Annotated in this window: 14 protein-coding genes; 11 read left to right on the top strand and 3 right to left on the bottom strand. The window is 66.1% G+C overall.

The genetic code is table 11. The features are described 5' to 3' along the window. Positions 1-85: 85 nt before the first annotated feature. The 3 genes from EEB18_RS18755 to EEB18_RS18745 form a co-directional block, all read right to left on the bottom strand. Entirely contained in the window at positions 86-1,492 is a 1,407-nt protein-coding gene (locus EEB18_RS18755; RefSeq protein ID WP_187140134.1) for an O-antigen ligase family protein, read from the bottom strand. Positions 1,493-1,563: 71 nt separating this feature from the next. After that, positions 1,564-2,832, bottom strand: a complete 1,269-nt coding sequence (locus EEB18_RS18750) for a nucleotide sugar dehydrogenase (RefSeq protein ID WP_187140135.1) — start codon at positions 2,830-2,832, stop codon at positions 1,564-1,566. Positions 2,833-2,888: 56 nt separating this feature from the next. Further along, positions 2,889-3,884 carry an SDR family NAD(P)-dependent oxidoreductase gene (locus EEB18_RS18745; protein ID WP_187140136.1) on the bottom strand — a complete coding sequence of 332 codons (996 nt, stop codon included), beginning with the start codon at positions 3,882-3,884 and terminating at the stop codon, positions 2,889-2,891. Positions 3,885-4,110: 226 nt separating this feature from the next. Here EEB18_RS18745 and gmd point away from each other — a divergent pair, with 226 nt between their 5' ends. The 11 genes from gmd to EEB18_RS18690 all read left to right on the top strand — a co-directional run bounded on the left by gmd (position 4,111) and on the right by EEB18_RS18690 (position 19,217). Next, positions 4,111-5,154: a GDP-mannose 4,6-dehydratase gene (gene gmd / locus EEB18_RS18740; protein WP_410468112.1), complete on the top strand. Its 1,044-nt coding sequence runs from the start codon at positions 4,111-4,113 to the stop codon at positions 5,152-5,154. Next, positions 5,147-6,088 carry a GDP-L-fucose synthase family protein gene (locus tag EEB18_RS18735; protein ID WP_187140138.1) on the top strand — a complete coding sequence of 314 codons (942 nt, stop codon included), beginning with the start codon at positions 5,147-5,149 and terminating at the stop codon, positions 6,086-6,088. The genes gmd and EEB18_RS18735 overlap by 8 nt, the downstream gene beginning before the upstream one ends. A 59-nt stretch (positions 6,089-6,147) precedes the next feature. Next, on the top strand, positions 6,148-7,611 hold the full coding sequence (locus tag EEB18_RS18730; RefSeq protein ID WP_187140139.1) for a protein adenylyltransferase SelO: 1,464 nt from the start codon (positions 6,148-6,150) through the stop codon (positions 7,609-7,611). Positions 7,612-7,732: 121 nt separating this feature from the next. Further along, positions 7,733-8,518 carry a glucose-1-phosphate cytidylyltransferase gene (rfbF, locus tag EEB18_RS18725; protein ID WP_187140140.1) on the top strand — a complete coding sequence of 262 codons (786 nt, stop codon included), beginning with the start codon at positions 7,733-7,735 and terminating at the stop codon, positions 8,516-8,518. Next, positions 8,512-9,639 (top strand): CDP-glucose 4,6-dehydratase, encoded by a 1,128-nt coding sequence (gene rfbG / locus EEB18_RS18720; RefSeq protein WP_222943116.1) that lies wholly within the window; start codon positions 8,512-8,514, stop codon positions 9,637-9,639. The genes rfbF and rfbG overlap by 7 nt, the downstream gene beginning before the upstream one ends. 20 nt (positions 9,640-9,659) lie before the next feature. Further along, complete coding sequence (locus tag EEB18_RS18715; protein ID WP_187140141.1) at positions 9,660-10,109, top strand: dTDP-4-dehydrorhamnose 3,5-epimerase family protein; 450 nt, start codon at positions 9,660-9,662, stop codon at positions 10,107-10,109. After that, a complete protein-coding gene (locus EEB18_RS18710) occupies positions 10,102-11,019 on the top strand; it encodes an NAD-dependent epimerase/dehydratase family protein (protein ID WP_187140142.1) in 918 nt (305 codons plus the stop codon). The genes EEB18_RS18715 and EEB18_RS18710 overlap by 8 nt, the downstream gene beginning before the upstream one ends. Further along, complete coding sequence (locus EEB18_RS18705; protein WP_187140143.1) at positions 11,016-12,179, top strand: glycosyltransferase; 1,164 nt, start codon at positions 11,016-11,018, stop codon at positions 12,177-12,179. The genes EEB18_RS18710 and EEB18_RS18705 overlap by 4 nt, the downstream gene beginning before the upstream one ends. Before the next feature lie 203 nt (positions 12,180-12,382). Continuing rightward, on the top strand, positions 12,383-14,758 hold the full coding sequence (locus tag EEB18_RS18700) for a BamA/TamA family outer membrane protein (protein WP_187140144.1): 2,376 nt from the start codon (positions 12,383-12,385) through the stop codon (positions 14,756-14,758). Further along, positions 14,758-18,987, top strand: coding sequence for a translocation/assembly module TamB domain-containing protein (locus EEB18_RS18695; protein WP_187140145.1), 4,230 nt, complete (start codon positions 14,758-14,760; stop codon positions 18,985-18,987). Before EEB18_RS18700 ends, EEB18_RS18695 begins: the two co-directional genes overlap by 1 nt. Next, positions 18,987-19,217 carry a hypothetical protein gene (locus tag EEB18_RS18690; protein WP_056351484.1) on the top strand — a complete coding sequence of 77 codons (231 nt, stop codon included), beginning with the start codon at positions 18,987-18,989 and terminating at the stop codon, positions 19,215-19,217. The genes EEB18_RS18695 and EEB18_RS18690 overlap by 1 nt, the downstream gene beginning before the upstream one ends. Positions 19,218-19,283: the final 66 nt, after the last annotated feature.

Genomic DNA, 19,283 nt, shown 5'->3' with positions numbered 1-19,283 from the left:
CCTTTTTTATGTCCTGAGGGGACTAGCCCGCCCACCCCGCAAAGGAAACCGCAAAATCAAACCTATGTCGCAACGCAGCATCGGTTCAGCGGAAACCGGCGGAGGTCTTTTGCCCCTTGCGGCGCGCGCTGGGGATGTCGGGGCGACGATAGACGAGCACCGTGGCAAGCGTCGCCATCGCGGCGAGCGCGGGCGTCCGCAGCGGATAATCGACCAGGCTGGCGGCCGCGAAAATCGCCAGCATCATCAGCGATACGAGGATTCCGATGCGGTCGGTCGGCGCCGACTGCTCGTGCTGCCAACCGCGCTTCGCCGCGCGCCAGACGATCACGCCCCAGCCGACCAGCAGCAGAAGCGCGGGAAATCCGCCGTCGATCAACAGCTCGAGATAGTCGTTATGGGCGTGGTTCAGATATTGCAGCGACAGGAGGTTGACCGGTTCGACGATCTTGTACGCCGCCTCGAAACTGCCAAAACCGCCGCCGAACGGCGCATAGTGCCAGATCATCGCGTTGAGCGTCGGAAGGACCGCGAAACGCAGGTCTGCGACCACGTCGCTCTGGTCGAGCCGATCCATGAAACCAGCCCCGAACAACAGCATCGCCGCCGCACCGGCGAGCGTTCCGGCGATCGACGCGATCAGCGTGAGCCGCACGATCTTTGCCGCCGATTCGGTGCCGACCGCGGCGCTGCGCATCCGGTAGAGCAAGATGCTGGTGACGAGGAAGCTGACGCCGCCGATGGCTAGGCCGGCGCGCGAGCCGGTCGCCATGATCGCGAGCATCATCGCCACCCCGCCGAGCACGCCGAGCAGGGTTGCGGCGTGGCTGCCGGCGCGATCGGCGCGGCCATGGACGTACCACAGCAGCAGCGGCCAATAGAGCGCGAGTAGCACCGCATGATGGTTGCGGTTGGCGAAAAAGCCCACCGCGGCGCCGGTGTTGGTTATGCGGTGGAAATAAGGCGCGCCCTCACCGCCGAGCAATTGCAGCACGCCGAACACCGCCGCGACGCCGAGGAAGGCGAGCAGGCGCAGCGGCAGTTGCCGCAAATCCTGGTCGGACGTGCGCCCGACCAGCAGCACGACCGCCAGCGGGACCAGCAGGTCGAGCAGCGAATGGATCGCGCGGCCCGGCGACAGCGCCAGCGGGCGCCAGCCGATCTCGACCCCGGCGGCGGTCATCCGCGACGCGAGTTCGCCATGGCCGGGCAGCGCCGACCAAAGGCCGGCGGGCAGCGGGATGATCTGGATCAGCATCCATCCCGCGGTGGCGGCGAGGAGCAGCAGCAGCGGGCGGCAGCGTTGCAGCCGGTCACGCCCGCGCTCCTCAACCCAATAGGGAAGAGCAATCGCGATCGCGACGATCGCCAGCGTGCGCACGATCACCAGCCCGACGCTGTCGACGCGGGCCGACCCGCCGAACAGCAGGATGGCGATCAGGAAAATCGCCAGAAACCAACGATCGAAGAGGGACTCCCGGGAACGCGACATTCATTCTTCCATGTTTTCAGTCGTTGACCGCGCCTTAGGCAGATATTGCCGCATGCGCCACCCCCGGATGGTTAAATCGACCAGTAGCGGTGGGTCGAAGCCGCGTCGGCGGCAGGCGCCGGCCACATGCGCTTGATGTCGGCGACAAGCCCGCCGGGACGCAATATCGCCGCGAGATCGGCCCCTGAAAGCGTGCGAAACGCCTCGTGGCGCACCGCGCCGATCACGCAGTCATAGGTGGGTTCGCCAGGCATCGATGCCAGGTCGAGTCCATATTCGTGCCGCGCTTCGGCGGGGTCGGCGTGCGGGTCATGGACCGCGACGCTGTGGCCGTGTCCGCGCAGCGCCTGCACCAGATCGATGACCTTGCTGTTGCGCAGGTCGGGGACGTTTTCCTTGAAGGTCAGTCCCAGGATCAGGATGTCGGCGCCCGGCTTGCCGAGCGCGGCGTGGATGCCGTCGGCCATCCACTGCGCCATGCCGTCGTTGATCGCGCGGCCCGACAACACGACCTGCGGGTCGATGCCGAGTTCCTGCGCACGGTGGCTGAGATAATAGGGGTCGACCCCGATGCAGTGGCCGCCGACGAGGCCGGGTTCGAAGGGCAGGAAATTCCACTTCGTCCGCGCCGCGTCGAGCACGTCCCACACCGAAATGTCTAGCGCCGAGAAGATCTTGGTCACTTCGTTGATGAAGGCGATGTTGATATCGCGCTGGGCGTTCTCGATCACCTTCGCGGCTTCGGCGGCGCGGATCGACCTGGCGCGGAACACCCCGCCGCTCGTCACCTTGCCATAGACGGTGGCGAGCAATTCGGTGACCTGGTCGTTCTCGCCCGCCAGCACCTTCATGATCTTGTCGACCGTATGCTCGCGGTCGCCCGGATTGATGCGCTCGGGCGAATAGCCGAGGAAAAAATCGCGCCCGCGCACCAGCCCCGACAGGTCCTCGATCATGGGCCCGCAAATATCCTCGGTCACCCCGGGATAGACGGTGCTTTCATAGACGACCGTCGGCGTTTTCGCCGCGTCGAGAAGGGCCGCGACGGTGCGTGTCGCGCTGCGCACCGGCGACAGGTCGGGGCGGTTGTCGGCATCGATCGGCGTCGGTACGGTCACGATATAGAGGTCGGCGCCACTGCAATCCGCCGCATCGCTGGTCAGCGCCAGCCCGCACGCGGCCAATGCCGCGGCATCGACCTCGCCCGTCCGGTCGTGACCATCGCGCAGCTCGGCGATCCGCGCAGCATTGCTGTCCAGCCCGACGGTGTCGAAATGCTTCGCGAGCTGGACCGCGAGCGGCAATCCGACATAGCCCAGCCCGATGACGACGATTTTCATTTTCGCTCTGATCCTTTGCCGCTTTGGCAGCGGTCCTTGGGGGAGTGGGGGAGGCGTCAAAGCCCGTGATAGTCGCGGTACCAAGCGACGAAATTGGGGATGCCGACGTCGATCGGGGTCGTCGGCTCGTAACCGAGGTCGCCCGAAATCGCGCTGATGTCGGCATAGGTTTCGGGGACGTCGCCGGGTTGCAGCGGCGCCATCTGCTTGATCGCCTCGCGCCCGCAGGCCTCCTCGATCAGCGAAATCATCCGCGTCAGCTCTTCGGACCGGTTGTTGCCGATATTGTAGAGCCGGTGCGGCGCGACGCTGCCGCCGGCCTTGAGTTCGCCGTCGTCGGGCGGCGGATTGGCGATGCACGCAGCGACGCCCGACACGATATCGTCGATATAGGTGAAGTCGCGGCGCATCGCGCCGGCGTTGAACACCTGGATCGGCGTCCCCTCGAAAATCGCTTTGGTGAAGATCCACATCGCCATGTCGGGGCGGCCCCAGGGGCCATAGACGGTGAAGAAGCGCAGGCCGGTCAGCGGGATGCGATAGAGATGGGCGTAGGTCTCGCTCATCAGTTCGTCGGCCTTCTTGGTCGCGGCATAGAGCGACATCGGATGGTCGACGCGGTCCTCGACGCGGAAGGGCAGGGTCTTGTTGCCGCCATAGACCGACGAGGAGGAGGCATAGACCATCGGCACACCGCGGGTCCGCGCGACTTCGAGCAGGTTGAGATGCCCGACGAGGTTCGACTGGACATAGGCGCGCGGGTTATCGATCGAATAACGGACCCCCGCCTGCGCGCCCAGATGCGCGATATCGGCGAATTTCAGGTCGGCGAGCGCTTCGTCGAGCGCGGTCGCGTCGGCGAAATCGACCTGGCGGAAGGTGAAGAGATCGCCATATTCCGCCGACAATTTCGCCAGCCGCGCGCGCTTGAGCTCCGGGTCGTAATAGTCGTTGACGATGTCGATGCCGATCACCGGCCGGCCTTCGCCCATCAACCGCCGCGCGAGATGGAAACCGATAAATCCGGCGGCCCCGGTAATCAACACGGTCAACAATCATCTCCTGTCGGATGCGGTTTGTGGCACCGCAGCATGGCCGCGATAGACATGTGAGCCTTTGGCAACAAGGGCGAAGTTCCCCTGCCGGCAACAGCCCGGTTGACTTCGCGGGCTAGGCGCGGAAAGGGATGCACCGCCGAATAGCGCGGATCACACGCGCTCGAACACTCTCCCCGGAACGAGGAATAAAGTCTTGGCGGAACAGGAAAAAATTGCCCTTGTGACCGGAATTACCGGACAGGATGGCGCCTATCTCGCGCGGCTGCTGCTCGACAAGGGCTATGTCGTCCACGGCCTCAAGCGCCGCTCATCTTCGTTCAACACCAGCCGGATCGAGGATATCTACCAGGACCCGCACGTCGAAAACTCGCGTTTCCACCTTCATTATGGCGACCTGACCGACAGCACCAACCTGATCCGCATCGTTCAGGAAACGAAACCGACCGAAATCTACAACCTCGCGGCGCAGAGCCATGTGCAGGTGAGTTTCGAGACCCCCGAATATACCGCGAACAGCGACGCGATCGGCACGCTGCGGCTGCTCGAGGCGATGCGCATCCTCGGCATGGAAAAGACCTGCCGTTTCTATCAGGCTTCGACCTCGGAACTGTACGGGCTGGTGCAGGAAGTGCCGCAGCGCGAAACCACGCCCTTCTATCCGCGCAGCCCTTATGCGGCGGCGAAGCTCTACGCTTATTGGATCGTCGTGAACTACCGCGAAGCCTATGGCATGCACGCGTCGAACGGCATCCTGTTCAACCATGAAAGCCCGCTGCGCGGCGAAACCTTCGTCACGCGCAAGATCACCCGCGCCGCTGCGGCGATCAGCCTCGGCCAGCAGGACAAGCTGTACCTCGGCAACCTCGACGCCAAGCGCGACTGGGGGCATGCCCGCGAATATGTCCGCGGCATGTGGATGATGATACAGCAGGACGAGCCCGACGATTATGTCCTCGCGACGGGCGAAACCACGCCGGTGCGCGACTTCGTCGAATGGGCGTTCGAGGATGTCGGCATCGCGCTCGAGTGGAAGGGCGAGGGCGTCGACGAAAAGGGCTATTGCAAGGCCAGCGGCAAATGCCTCGTCGAGGTCGACCCGCGCTATTTCCGCCCGACCGAGGTCGACCTGCTGATCGGCGACCCGTCGAAGGCGCATCAAAAGCTTGGCTGGCGCCACGAAACCTCGGTGCGCGAGCTGTGCCGCGAAATGGTCGCCGCCGACGTCGCGGCATACAAGGCCGGCACGACCCCGTCGCATGACTGAGGCCTTTTCGCTCGCGGGCAAGCGCGTCTGGGTCGCGGGACACCGCGGCATGGTCGGCAGCGCGCTGGTACGCCGGCTTGCCGATGAGAATTGCGAGGTCCTGACGGCAGGGCGCGATACGCTCGACCTGCTCGACCAGGCGGCGGTGCGCGCATGGACCGCGCGCGAAAGGCCCGACGCGGTCTTCCTCGCGGCGGCGAAGGTTGGCGGCATCCTTGCCAACGATAGTTTTCCAGCCGATTTCCTTTACCAGAATCTCGTCATCGAAACGAATATCGTCGATGCGGCGCACCGCGCCAACGTCGCGAAACTCTGCTTCCTCGGCTCGTCGTGCATCTATCCGAAGTTCGCCGAGCAGCCGATCGTCGAGGAGGCGTTGCTCACCGGCCCGCTCGAGCCGACCAACGAATGGTATGCGATCGCCAAGATCGCCGGGATCAAGCTCGCGCAAAGCTATCGCCGGCAATATGGCGCCGATTATATCTCGGCGATGCCGACCAACCTTTATGGCCCCGGCGACAATTTCGACCTCAACTCCAGCCATGTGCTGCCCGCGCTGATCCGCAAGGCGCATGAAGCGAAAGAGAGCGGCGCCAAGACGATGACGCTGTGGGGAAGCGGCACGCCGATGCGCGAATTCCTCCACGTCGACGATTGCGCCGACGCCTGCGTCTTCCTGATGAAGCGCTATTCGGACGCCGGGCACATCAATGTCGGGTCGGGAACCGACATCGCGATCATCGACCTCGCGCGCCTCGTCTGTCAGGTCGTCGGCGCCGATGTCGAGATCGTCCTCGACACCGACAAGCCCGACGGCACCCCGCGCAAGCTGATGTCGAACGCCAAGCTTGCCGGCATGGGCTGGTCGCCGCGCATCGCGCTGCGCGACGGGATCGCCTCGACCTACGACTGGTTCCTCGCGCACCGGCGCTGACGCCCGGCGCTTGCATTCGCGCCCGACAGGCTCGACATAGAAAGGCGAGGAGCAGGGCCATGGATTTCGCCTTCGACAATAGTTTTCACCGCGACATGGAGGGCTTTTACGCCCCCGCCGAAGCCGCGCCGCCCTCGGCGCCGAAGCTGCTGGTCTTCAACCATGCGCTCGCCCGGAAACTGGGCCTCGATATCGACGGCGCCGATGACGATACGCTCGTGCGCCTCTTCTCGGGCGAGGCGATGCCCGGCGGCGCCAATCCGCTCGCCTTTGCCTATGCGGGGCATCAGTTTGGCCACTTCTCGTCGCAGCTCGGCGATGGCCGCGCTTTGCTGCTCGGCGAAATCGTCGCCCCCGATGGGGCGCGTTTCGACGTCCAGCTCAAGGGCTCGGGTCCGACGCCTTTCTCGCGCAACGGCGACGGCAAGGCCGCGATCGGCCCGGTGCTGCGCGAATTTCTCGTCTCCGAGGCGATGGCGGCGATGCATGTGCCGACCACGCGCGCCTTGGCGGCGGTGGCGACCGGCGACCGCGTCCAGCGCGAACGCGCCCACCCCGGCGCGGTGCTCACCCGCATCGCGAGCAGCCATATCCGCGTCGGCACCTTCCAGTTCTTCGCCGCCCACTTCGGCGCCGAGCATGTGGTGCAATTGTCCGACTATAGCATTCGGCGTCATTTTCCGGACCTTGCGACAAGCCCCAACCCGCATCTCGCGCTGCTCGACCGCGTGATCGGCCTGCAATGCGAACTGGTTGCGCACTGGCTCGGGGTCGGCTTTATCCATGGCGTGATGAACACCGACAATGTCGCGATCAGCGGCGAGACGATCGATTATGGCCCCTGTGCTTTCATGGACCGCTTTTCCGCCAACACGGTGTTCAGCTCGATCGATGCCAATGGCCGTTACGCCTATGGCCGTCAGCCGCAGATCCTCCACTGGAACATGGCGCGTTTGACCGAAGCCCTGCTGCCTGCCATCCACGCCGTCGATCCGGCGGACGTCGAGAAGGCCAAGGGACTCGTCGATGCGATCCCCGACCGCTTTCGCACCCATTGGTTCGCCCGCATGCAAACCAAGCTTGGCCTTGCCAGCGCGCATGAGGGCGATGCGGAGCTGATCGACAATCTTTTCGGCGAACTCGAAACCCATGCGATCGATTTTACCGGCTTCTTCCGCGCCCTCGCCACGCTGCTGCGCGGCGATGCGAGCGAACTCGAAGCCTTGCTCCCGCAACCCGAGGTGATGGCGCCCTGGATTGCCAGCTGGTGGGCCGAACTCGAACGCGAGGATATCCATCCGCTCGAACGCGCCGCGGCGATGGATGCGGTGAACCCGCGCTATGTCCCGCGCAACCACCGGGTCGAAGAAGCACTGACGGCCGCGGAGCAGGGCGATCTGGCGCCGTTCCAAGCGCTGCTCGAAGTCGTGCGCGCGCCCTATGTCGAACGCGCCGACTGGGCGGCTTATGCCGGCCCGGGCCCTGCCGAAGGCGCCCCTTATGTGACCTTCTGCGGCACATGAATTGGCGATCAAGGTTCGAAGCGCGTTGCAGCGTCCTGGCTTTGCGGCTACCGAGCGGGCGCTTGATAGCCCAATTGATTCCGCCACATCCTGACAATCAGAACGGAACGAGCTCACCCCTATGAAAGCATTGATTCTCTGTGGCGGCCGGGGAACCCGGCTGCGCGAAGTGTCCGAAACGCTGCCCAAACCGATGGTGCCGATCGGCGACAAGCCGATCGTGTGGCACATCATGAAAATCTATGCGGCGCACGGCATCACCGACTTCGTCCTGCTGCTCGGCTACAAGGGCGACATCATCCGCGATTTCTTCCTGAATTACGCGAACCAGTCGTCCGACGTCACCGTCGACCTGTCGAAGCGCGGCGAGGACCGATTGCAGTTCCACAAGCACCAGACCGAAGACTGGAAGGTCACCCTCGCCGAGACCGGCGAGGACGCGATGACCGGCGCGCGCATCCGCCGCGGCGCGCGCTATCTCGACGGGGTCGATCAGTTCTGCGCCACCTATGGCGACGGCGTCGGCGATATCGACATTTCGGGGCTCGTCGATTTCCACAAGGGCCATGGCAAGACCGCAACGCTCACCGGCGTCTACCCGCCGGGCCGCTTCGGCGAACTCGGGACAGAGGGCGGCGTCGTCGCCAGCTTCAACGAAAAGCCGCAGGTGTCGGGCGGCCATATCAACGGCGGCTTCTTCGTCTTCAACCGCAATTTCGTCGACGACTATCTCGACGATCGCGAAGAGCTGATCCTCGAGCGCGAGCCGATGGAACGCCTCGCCGCCGACCGTGAGTTGATGATGTACGAACATAATGGTTTCTGGCAGCCGATGGACACGCCGCGCGAATATTCGCTGCTCAACGAGCTGTGGGCGGACGGGCAGGCACCCTGGAAAAAGTGGTAGGCACCGCGATGTTCGGCGACGCCTATCGCGGCAAGACTGTGCTGCTCACCGGTCACACGGGCTTCAAGGGTTCGTGGATGGCCGAATGGCTACTGATGCTCGGCGCCAATGTCGTTGGCTTCTCGCACAAGGTCGATGACGGCCCGTCGCATTTCGACAGCCTCGGTCTCGCCGACCGGATGACGCATATCCTTGGCGACGTGCGCGATGCCGATGCACTGTACGACGTCGTCACGGCGCACCGGCCCGACTATGTCTTCCACCTCGCGGCGCAGTCGCTCGTTCGTTATTCCTACGACCATCCGGTCGAGACGATGGCGACCAACGTCATGGGCACCGTCAACCTGCTCGACGCGCTGCGCCGCGCCGGAAATCCGGCGGCGGTCGTCTGCGTCACCTCGGACAAATGCTACGAGAATCGCGAAGTCCTGTCGGGATATCGCGAGGACGATCCGATGGGCGGCCACGACACCTATAGCGCGTCGAAGGGCGCCGCCGAAATCGTCGCGCACAGCTATCGCCGCAGCTTCTTTTCCGCCCCCGACAGCCCGGTGAAGATGGCGACGGTGCGCGCCGGCAATGTCATCGGCGGCGGCGACTGGTCGCTCGACCGCATCGTCCCCGATTGCGTGCGCAGCCTGGCCAAGGGCGAGCCGATCCGCCTGCGCAACCCGGCGGCGACGCGGCCCTGGCAGCATGTGCTGGAATCGCTGAGCGGCTATCTCTGGCTCGGCGCGCTGCTCGGCGGCGCCGCGACCACGCCGCGGGTAAAATCGCCGGCGGACGTCACCGAAGCGTTCAACTTCGGCCCTTGGGTCGAAGCCAATGGCTCGGTCGAGCGGCTGGTCACCGAATTCCTCAAGCATTGGCCCGGCGAATGGATCAACGCGGCGGAAGCCGGCGCGGTGCACGAGGCGGGCCTGCTCGGCCTGTCGATCGACAAGGCGTATCACAAGCTCGGCTGGGCGCCGACGCTAGACTTCGCCGGCGGCGTCGCGCTGACTGCGGGCTGGTACAAGGCGGTGGTCGCCGACCAGGCGCCGGCGCTCGACCAGACGCGTCACGATATCGAAACCTTCGTCGCCGAGGCGCGAGCGAAATCGCTCGCCTGGGCGGCCTGAACCAACCCAAGGGGAATAGAATGATCGACGGCGTCCTGATTACACCGCTGCGGCAAATAGCGGACGAGCGCGGCAAGATCATGCACATGCTGCGCAGCGATGCGCCGCATTTCGACCAGTTCGGCGAGATCTATTTCTCGTGTGTCCAGCCCGGCGCGATCAAGGCCTGGCACATCCACAGCGAAATGACGCTGAACTATGCCGTCGTCCACGGCCGCATCAAATTCGTCCTCTACGACGACCGCGAAGGCTCGCCGACGCGCGGTGAACTCCAGGAAATCTTCATGGGCGAGGATAATTATTGCCTCGTCACCGTGCCGCCCTTCGTCTGGAACGGCTTCAAGGGTTACGGTCAGTATCCGGCGATCGTCGCGAACTGCACCACCCACGTCCATTCGGCCGACGAGATCGACCGCATGGATCCGTTCACCGACAAGATCCCGTACAACTGGGACGTTCGCCATGGCTGATGGCCGGCTGCTGCTCGTCGGCGGCAGCGGATATTTCGGGGCGCGGCTGGCCGAGGCGCTGGCCGGCGCCTGGGATGTCGCGGTCACGGTACGCTCGGACACGCCCGCGCGCGCCGCATGGCTCGCCGAGCGCGGCATCGCGTCCTTTCGCTACGACAGCAGCCGCGACGCGGAGCTGCCCGGCGGCGATTTCAACGCGATCGTCAATCTCGCGATGCCGGGCGCGCAGGCGGCGGGCAAGGACGCCGACGCCGCGATGGCACAGGGCCGCAGCACCGCCGCCGCCTGCCTCGCCGCGCTGCGCGAGGGCAGGGCGACGCGGCTGATCCATTTCTCGACCTTCCACGTCTATGGCGGCAATGCCGCCGCGCTTTATACCGAAGACATGCCCAAGGCGCCGGGCCATCCCTATGGCAAGACGCACCTCGCGATCGAGGGCGATCTCACCGCCAGCGACGTCGCCGAGCGCATCGCGATCCTCCGCCCGACCAACATGGTCGGCGCGCCCGCGCACAAGGACCTTGGCGAACAGGCGGGGCTGATCTTCCTCGATCTCTGCCGTCAGGTCGCCGAAAGCGGCGCGATGAGCCTGCGCAACGACGGGCAGAGCTATCGCGACATATTGCCGTTCGGCGATGCGATCACCGCGGTCGAGCTGTTGCTGCGCGCGACAAGTGGCTGGAACAATCTCTTCAACCTCGGCGCCGGGCGTGCGATCACGATGCAGACGCTCGCCGAGACCATCGCCGTCGCCGCACCGCAGCCCGTCGGGATCGGCTATGGCGACGGCACCGACGCCTTCCGCAGCCCGTTCACGGTCGACATCGCGCGGCTCGGCGCGCTTGGCTGGGCGCCCTCGGCCTCGATCGCCGACGAGGCCCGCCGCACCATCGCCGCCTTTACCGCGTGACCACCCCGCGTCTCCTCGCCATCTCGCTCTCGTGCCACGAGCCGGTGAATCGCGCGCTGTTCCGCGAAATCGGCGCGCTCGGCATCCCCGTCCAGCTCGTCGTCCCGCGCCGCCATTTCGTCGGCGGCCAGTGGCGCGACACCCCCGACTTTCCGCCCGAAAATTATGAGCTCACGCTGCTCGACCTCACCGGCACCAACCAGCGCACCCACAGGTTGCAGGGGCTACAGGGAGTCGTCGATGCCTTCCAGCCGACGCATATCTATTGCGACAGCGATCCCGCGAGCATGATGGTGCGGCAGGCCAAACAGGTCGCGCCGAACGCGCGGCTGTGGTCGCTCACTGCCGAGAATATGCCGCAGAGCCTGGGCATCGACCTCAAAAAGGCGCTCGAAACGCGCCAGCCCGCCGGCATCGCCTCGGCGCTGGTCAAGGCGTGGCTTCGCCGCTCGGCGCGCCGCAAGGTCGACCGCGTGCTGACGCTCAGCCAGGATGGCACCGCGCTGATCGAGGCGATGGGGCTGACCGCGACGCAGGTGCCGATCGGTTTCGACCCGCGCCTGTTCCAGCCCTTGCCCGAAGCCGAACGCGCCGCGGTGCGCGCCGAGCTCGGTCTCACCCGGCCAGTGATCGCCTATTTCGGGCGCCAGACCCCCGAAAAGGGCATCCATGTCCTGATCGACGCGCTCGACCGCATCCGTGACCGCCCCTGGCAGTTCCTGATCGACGATTTCATCGGCGCCTCGGGCTACACCGCGCAGCTCCAGGCGCAGATCGAGCGTCTCGGACTATCCGATCGCGTGACTTTTTTCGAATCCCGGCACGAAGACATGGCGCGTTACATGAACGCAGCTGACATCGTCGTCCTGCCGTCGCTAAGCACCCCCAAGTGGAAGGAGCAGTACGGCCGCGTCATCCAGGAAGTGATGGCGTGCGGTCGCACCATGGTCGGCAGCCGATCGGGCGCGATCCCCGAAGTGATGGGCGGGCAGGGGCATTTGTTCGACGAAGGCGACGTTGCCGGCCTCGCGAAACTGCTCGGCGATCTGCTCGACAAGGGGCAATATGCCGATGAAGCGGCGCGAAACTACGCGCTGGCGAACCTGTCGGTGAACCGTCAGGCCGAGATCATGGCCGGCCATCTGCGCGCGGAAACCTGACCCGCACTTTTCCGGGTGCGGAACCCTATGCCTTTCGCCACGTTGCGAAAAGCGACGACGGCAGTGATCGATACAGGGCCGATCGATCGCGCAGGCAGGGGGAATGGGTTCTGCATCGCACCGCAAGTCATCGCAAAACCGCCAGAATCTGGTTGCGCCGCTGCGCGTCAGCGGACAGAAGCGCATCTGGTAGCGGGCAGCAGATGCAAGATTCTGAAAACCTTCGCGAATTGATCCGCCGGACCGCGACGAGGACGTCGCTGCGTCCAACGCTCGCGCTGTCGGCATCCTTGCTCTGCCTCGCCGCAACGACTGCGCATGGGCAAGTGGCGCCGCAGCCGCCACCGGTCACCGAAACGATTGCTCCCGACGCCGCGCCCGAAACCGAGCTGGCCAAGCCCACCCCGCCGCCGCCCGATGCGGTTTTCCCGCCGGTCGAACCGATCATCGAGGATGACGAGTTCGATCGCGCCATCCCTCCAATTTCGGCCGAGGACGACCCCGAACTCGGCGTCCCGCTCGAATCGATCGCCGAATTCGAACGCCGGCAGGCGGCAAAGGCCGCGACACAAGGTGAAGCGCCGCCCGGCTCCGAACCCGCCCCCACTCCGGCGCTGGCCGACGGCGATGCGGTCGAGGCGATCGGCGACGCGCCGATCAGCGACACCGAACTCGCCGCGCCGCTGCCCTCGCTCGAAAGCTTCAACGTCGAACCGGTCGAATTCGCCGAACCCGAATCCGCCGACGAAACGGTCAAGATCGCTTACACGGTTCAGGTCAACGGCCTTGCGCCCGCCGACGACGGCACCGACGCCGACCTCGCCGACCTGTTCGGCGACCTGTCGGCGCTCTACGATGGCGATGGCGAAGCCGCCAATGCGTCGATGGTCCGCGCCCGCCTGACCGCCGATGCCGACCTGATGCGGCGTATCCTCGCCTCGGAGGGCTATTATGACGCGCAGGTCGAAACGCGGATCGACCGCAGCGGCGGCAGCGACAATGACGGCACTGACCGCGGAAACCGAACTGCGGATGGCCCCGCCGCCACAACCACGCAGGGTCAGTCCGGGCGTCCGCGGTCGCTGGTCGCGATTATCGATGTCGTGCCGGGGCAGCGCTACACCCTCTCCGACATCGTCATCAACGCCGCGCCGACGGTGCCGCCAACGCTGATCAAGGATAATTTCCCGCTGGCGATCGGCGAACCGATCGTCGCGCAACGCGTCCAGGGGGCCGAGGCGGCGATCGCGCTCAAACTGCCCGAGGAGGGCTATCCGTTCGCGGTCGTCGGGCAACGCGACATCCTGCTCGATGGAGCGACCGGTGACGGGGTTTACACCTTGCCCGTCGAAATCGGGCCCCGCGCGCGCTTCGGCGGCTTCGAGACGACCGGCAAGCAGGCCTTCGATGTCGAGCATGTCGAACTGCTGGCGCGGTTCAAGCGCGGCGACCTTTATGACAGCCGCAGGGCCGACGACCTCCGCCAGGCGCTCGTCGCGACCGGGCTGTTCTCGACCGTGTCTGTCGAACCGCAAAAGACCGGTGAAAGTGCAGGCGACGACACCGAGTTTGTCACGATGCTGGTGACGCAGGAGGCGGGGCCGCCGCGCACTCTCGCTGCGAGTGCGGGCTATGGCACCGGTCAGGGTATCCGGGTCGAGGGAAGCTGGACTCACCGCAACCTGTTCCCGCCCGAAGGCGCGCTGATCGTCCGCGGCATCGCGGGAACGCAGGAACAGGCGCTGGGCGTCACCTTCCGCCGCTCGAACGCCGGGCGCCGCGACCGCACCTTCGAACTGGTCGCCGAAGCATCGCGCAGCAATTACAACGCATTCGAGGCGCTGACCGGGCGTGTCGGTTTTCGCGTCAGCCGCGAATCGACGCCGATCTGGCAGAAAAAGATCACCTATGCCTATGGCCTCGATCTGATCGCCACGAGTGAAGACGACTACAGCTTCCTCCTCGGCGCGCGCGACCGCAGCCTCTATTATATCGCGGGCTTGTCCGGCCAGGTCGGCATCGACCGCAGCGACAATCTGCTTAACCCGAGCAAGGGTTTCCGCGTCACCACGCTGATCCAGCCCGAAGGCTCGCTCAGCGGCAGCTTCTCGCCCTATGCCCGCGTCCGGATCGATGCGAGCGGCTATTATCCGGTGACCGACAGCGTCGTGCTCGCGGGGCGCGTCCGCGTCGGCTCGATCCTCGGTGCCTCGCGCGAAAATCTCGCGCCGTCGCGGCGCTTCTATGCCGGCGGCGGCGGTTCGGTGCGCGGCTTCGGTTATCAGGAACTGGGGCCCAAAGACCCGAACAACGACCCGATCGGGGGCCGCAGCGTCAACGAAGCGGCGGTCGAGGCCCGCTATCGCTTTGGGAACTATGGTATCGTGGGCTTCGTCGACGCGGGGCAGGTCTATCGCGGCTCGACCCCGGATTTTTCGAACCTGCGCTACGGTGTCGGCATCGGCGGGCGGTTCTACACCAATTTCGGTCCGATGCGCCTCGACATCGCGACTCCGATCGATCGCCAGCCGGGTGAAGGCCGGGTCAGCGTCTATGTCTCGATCGGGCAGGCTTTCTGATGGCCGCCGACGCCGCCTTCGACGATAGCCCGCCGCCGCCAAAGGCAAAGCCGTCCTGGCCGCGCCGCATCGCGCGCGGCGTCGGCATCACGATCGTCGGCCTGATCGCGCTGATCGGCCTCTTCCTCATCGGGCTCAACAGCGATGCCGGGCGGCGTTTCGTCGTCACCCAGATCGAAAAATATGAATTCGAAAACGGGATGAAGATCGGGATCGGTCGGCTCGACGGCTCGCTCTATGGCGCGATGTCGATCCGTGAACTCACCCTGTCCGATACCAAAGGCGTCTTCCTGCGCTCGCCCGAGGTCAAGGTCGACTGGCGGCCCTTCGCTTACCTATCGAACCATGTCGACATCCGCTCGGCGACCGCGCGGACGATGACGCTGGCACGGATACCCGCGTTCAAGCCAGTTCCCGATACCGGCGAACCCTTGCTGCCCGACCTCGATATCGATGTCGCGAAAGTGCAGGTCGACCGCTTCATCTTCGAACCCGCCGTCGCGGGCGAACGGCAGGAAGCGCGCATCACCGGCAAGGTTGCGATCGCCGACCGCCGCGCACAGGTCACCGCCAACGCCGAAACGGTCGGGGGCAAGGCGAAGGGCGACAAGCTTGCGCTGATCCTCGACGCCGTGCCCGAGACGAACCGGCTGTCGATCGACATGGACATCAACGCGCCGCAGGGCGGTGTGCTCGCGGCGATGGGTGGATTCAAGGAGCCGCTGACCGCGAAACTCTCGGGTAAGGGTGACTGGAAGGTCTGGAACGGCACGCTGACCGGCAACCTCGGCAGCCAGCCGCTCGCGCGCCTCGGCCTTGCCGCGCGCGACGGGGTGTTCGCGGTCAAGGGCACGGCCCGGCCGTCGCGCCTGCTCGCCGCCGGCCCCGTCGCCGACATGCTCGGCACCGAAACCGCGATCGACCTCACGGCCCGGCTGGCCGAGCGCAAGGTCGGTCTCGACGGCCGCATTTCGTCCGACGCCGCGCGCGTCGGACTCAGCGGCGGTATCGACCTCGGTACCAGCCGTTATGACGGGTTGCAGGTCGCCTTCGTCCTCCTCAAGCCCGGCGCCATCGCCCCTTATGTACGCGGCAGCGGGCTGCGCGCGCAGGCCCGTCTCGACGGTGAATTCCGCCTGCCGACGGTCGAATATCAGGCCAATGCGACCAGCCTCGCGGTCAACGACATCGTCATCGAGGCGCTGACCCTGTCGGGCAAGGCGCGGGTCGATCCCGACCAGATCTTCATCCCCGTCGCAGGCCGCGCCAGCCGCATCCGCGGCCTCGACACCGTCGCCGGCGGCACGTTGGTGCAGGTGAGCCTCAACGGCGACCTCGCTTACAAGGACGGCCGTCTGCTCAGCGACAATATGCGCCTGCGGTCGAGCCGCATCGATGCCAAGGCGATCCTGATCGCCGACCTCAACCGCGGTTTCTATACCGGCGCGATCGACGGCCGCATCGACGATTATCGCATCGAAAGCGTCGGCATCTTCGACATCAACACCGACGCCGACCTCAAGACCGCGGCGAACGGCGGGTTTGAGATCGTCGGCCGCGTCCGCGCCCGCTCGACCCAGCTGTTCAACTCGGGCGTCCGCAACGTGCTGGGCGGCAACGCCACGGCGTCGAGCGACGTGCGTTACGGCACCGACGGGATCATCCGCTTCGCCAACCTGCGCATGAGCGCGCCGCTGATGCGGGTTGTCAGCGGGCAGGGGACCTACAACCCCAATGGCCAGATCAACCTGACCGCCCGCGCGTCCTCGACCGAATATGGCCCGCTCGGCCTGCAACTCGCGGGCACGATCACCGATTCACGCGCGACGCTCACCGCCGATCGCCCGGGCCTCGGGATCGGACTCCAGAACCTCGTCGCGCGGATCACCGGCGCAACCGGTGGCTACCGCCTCGCCGCGACCGGCGACACCGACTATGGTCCGCTCAGCGCCGACGTCGTGCTGATCACCGCCAAGGGGCCGCTGACGATCGATATCGAGCGCGGCGACCTGTCGGGCATCGGTTTCAAGGGGCAGCTCGTGCAGGGCGCCGCCGGGCCCTTCGTCGGCCAGCTCGACGCCTCGGGTCAGGGCCTCGGCGGCCTCGTCCGCCTCAGCGCCGCGGGCCAGTATCAGGCCGCAGCCATCAACGTGCGCGCCAACAATGTCGTGCTGCCCGGGCCGGCCCAGCTCGCGATCGGCTCGGCGATCGTCGATGCCGATGTCATCCTCTACGACCAGCCGCGCGTCATCGCCGACATCCAGATCGCCCAGACGCGCATCCGCGAATTCGACATCGCGGTCGGCCGCGTCAAGATCGATTACCAGAACGGCACCGGCAAGGCGCAGGCGCTGGTCGAGGGGACGAGCGGCGTGCCCTTCCGCGTCGCCGCCAACGCCGATCTGCAACCCGATCTGTGGCGCGCCTCGGTGCAGGGCCGCGCCACCGGCATCAATTTCCGCACCACCAGCCCGGCGCGCATCATCCCCGGCAAGGATGGGTATGAACTGCTGCCCACCAACGTCGATTTCGGGCGCGGAAGCAGCGCGCGGCTCGCGGGGCGGTTCGGCGACGGCATCATGGTCCAGAGCCGGCTCGACCGCGTCAATCTCGCGATGCTCAACGCGGTCTATCCCGACCTCGGCCTGGGCGGCCGCGCGACGGGCAGCCTCGATTTCGAACAGGCCAGCGCCGACAGCTTCCCGCGCGCCGACGCGCGCCTGACGATCACCGGTTTCACCCGCACCACCGCCGCGACGGTCAGCCAGCCGGTCGACGTCAATTTCGCCGGCAAGCTGCTCGCCGACGGCGGCGAGGCCAGCGCCGTTATGCGCAAGCGCGGCAGCGTCATCGGACGCCTCCAGGCCTCGCTCCGCCCGCTGCCCCCCGGCGCAGGTACCTGGATGACGCGGCTGCAGGCCGCGCCGCTCAGCGGCGGCATCCGCTACAACGGCCCCGCCGACACGCTCTTCTCCTTCGTGGGATCGGGCGATCAGCGCATCGCCGGGCCGATCGGCGTCGCCGCCGATTTCAGCTGCCGCCTGATGGCTCCCTGCCTGAACGGGGTCGTGCGCGGCAATGCGCTGACCTATGAGAATCTGACCTATGGCACGCGGCTGACCAACATGGTCGTCAACGGCCGCTTCTCGGGCGACCGCCTCGAAATCGAACAGATGACTGCGACCGCCGGCGACGGCACCGTCAAGGCGTCGGGCTATGTCAGCCTTGCCGCGGCGAGCGGCTATCCGATGAAGATCGACGCCGTGCTCGACAACGCCCGCCTCGCGCGCAGCGACAATCTGGCAGCGCGCGCCACCGGCAATTTGACGCTCGAAAAGGTCGCGGGCCAGACCGCGCTGCTCTCGGGCGACCTCCGCCTTCCCGAAACGCGCTACAAGATCGTCCGCCAGGGCGCCGCGAGCGTGCCGGTGCTGACCGGCGTCCGCCGCAAGCCCCCCGCCGGGCGCCAGCGGATCAGCGGCGACGGCATGGCCGCGGTGGGCGGCAGCCTGTTCGACCTGATCCGCCTCGACGTCCGCCTGCGTGCCGGCGACGAAATCTATGTCAGCGGCATGGGGCTCGAATCCGAATGGATGGCCGACGTCACGCTGAAGGGCACGACGGAAGCGCCGCGCGTCACCGGCGAGATCGAACTGGTGCGCGGGACGCTCGGTTTCGCGGGCCGCTCTTTCGACCTCGAAGAGGGCAGGGTGACCTTCCCGACCGGCGATGCCTATGATCCGTCGATCCGCCTGATCGCGAGCGACACGTTCGACGACGTCACCGTCACGGTCAACGTGTCGGGCCGCGCCCAGAACCCGCAGATCGCCTTCTCCAGCGTCCCCGGCCTGCCGCAGGACGAGATCGTGTCGCGCATCCTGTTCGGTGATTCGATCACCGCGTTGTCGCCGCTGCAGGCGGTCCAGCTTGCCGCTTCGCTCAACAGCCTGCGCGGCAGCGGTGGCCTCAGCCCGCTCGGCGCGCTACAATCGGCGACCGGCATCGACCGCCTCCGGGTGCTCAGCCCCGACGATACGCAGGGGCGCGGCACCGCGCTCGCGGCGGGCCAGCACATCACCAACGATATCTATATCGAGGTGATCACCGACGGTCGCGGCTACACCGCGACCCAGCTCGAAATCAGCCTGACCCCGGCGCTGTCGATCCTCAGCCAGGCCGGCGGATCGGGCCAGACCAATTTCAGCGTCCGCTACCGCAAGGATTATTGATGCGCGCCGCGCTCCTCCTGCTGCCCCTGCTCCTCGCCGCCTGCAAGGAGGAGCCGAAGTTCGAGGATCGCTTCGACAAGGCGGCAAAGGAAATCGACGCGCGCGCCAAGGCAATGGACGCCGACATCGCGGCGGCGGACAAGGCGGCGAAGGATGCGGGGGAGGCGGAACCAAAAGCCTTGCCTCCCGAAGCGTCCCCGTCTAACCCCGCCCCGTCATCTGGGGAGTAGCCAGCCGTCCGTTCAGGACGGGCCATCGTGTCAACATACTCGGTCGAGAGGCCGTGGTGCGGTGGA

The sequence above is a fragment of the Sphingopyxis sp. OPL5 genome (assembly GCF_003797775.2).
Taxonomy (GTDB): domain Bacteria; phylum Pseudomonadota; class Alphaproteobacteria; order Sphingomonadales; family Sphingomonadaceae; genus Sphingopyxis.
This window is presented reverse-complemented; position numbering and strand designations above follow the sequence as displayed.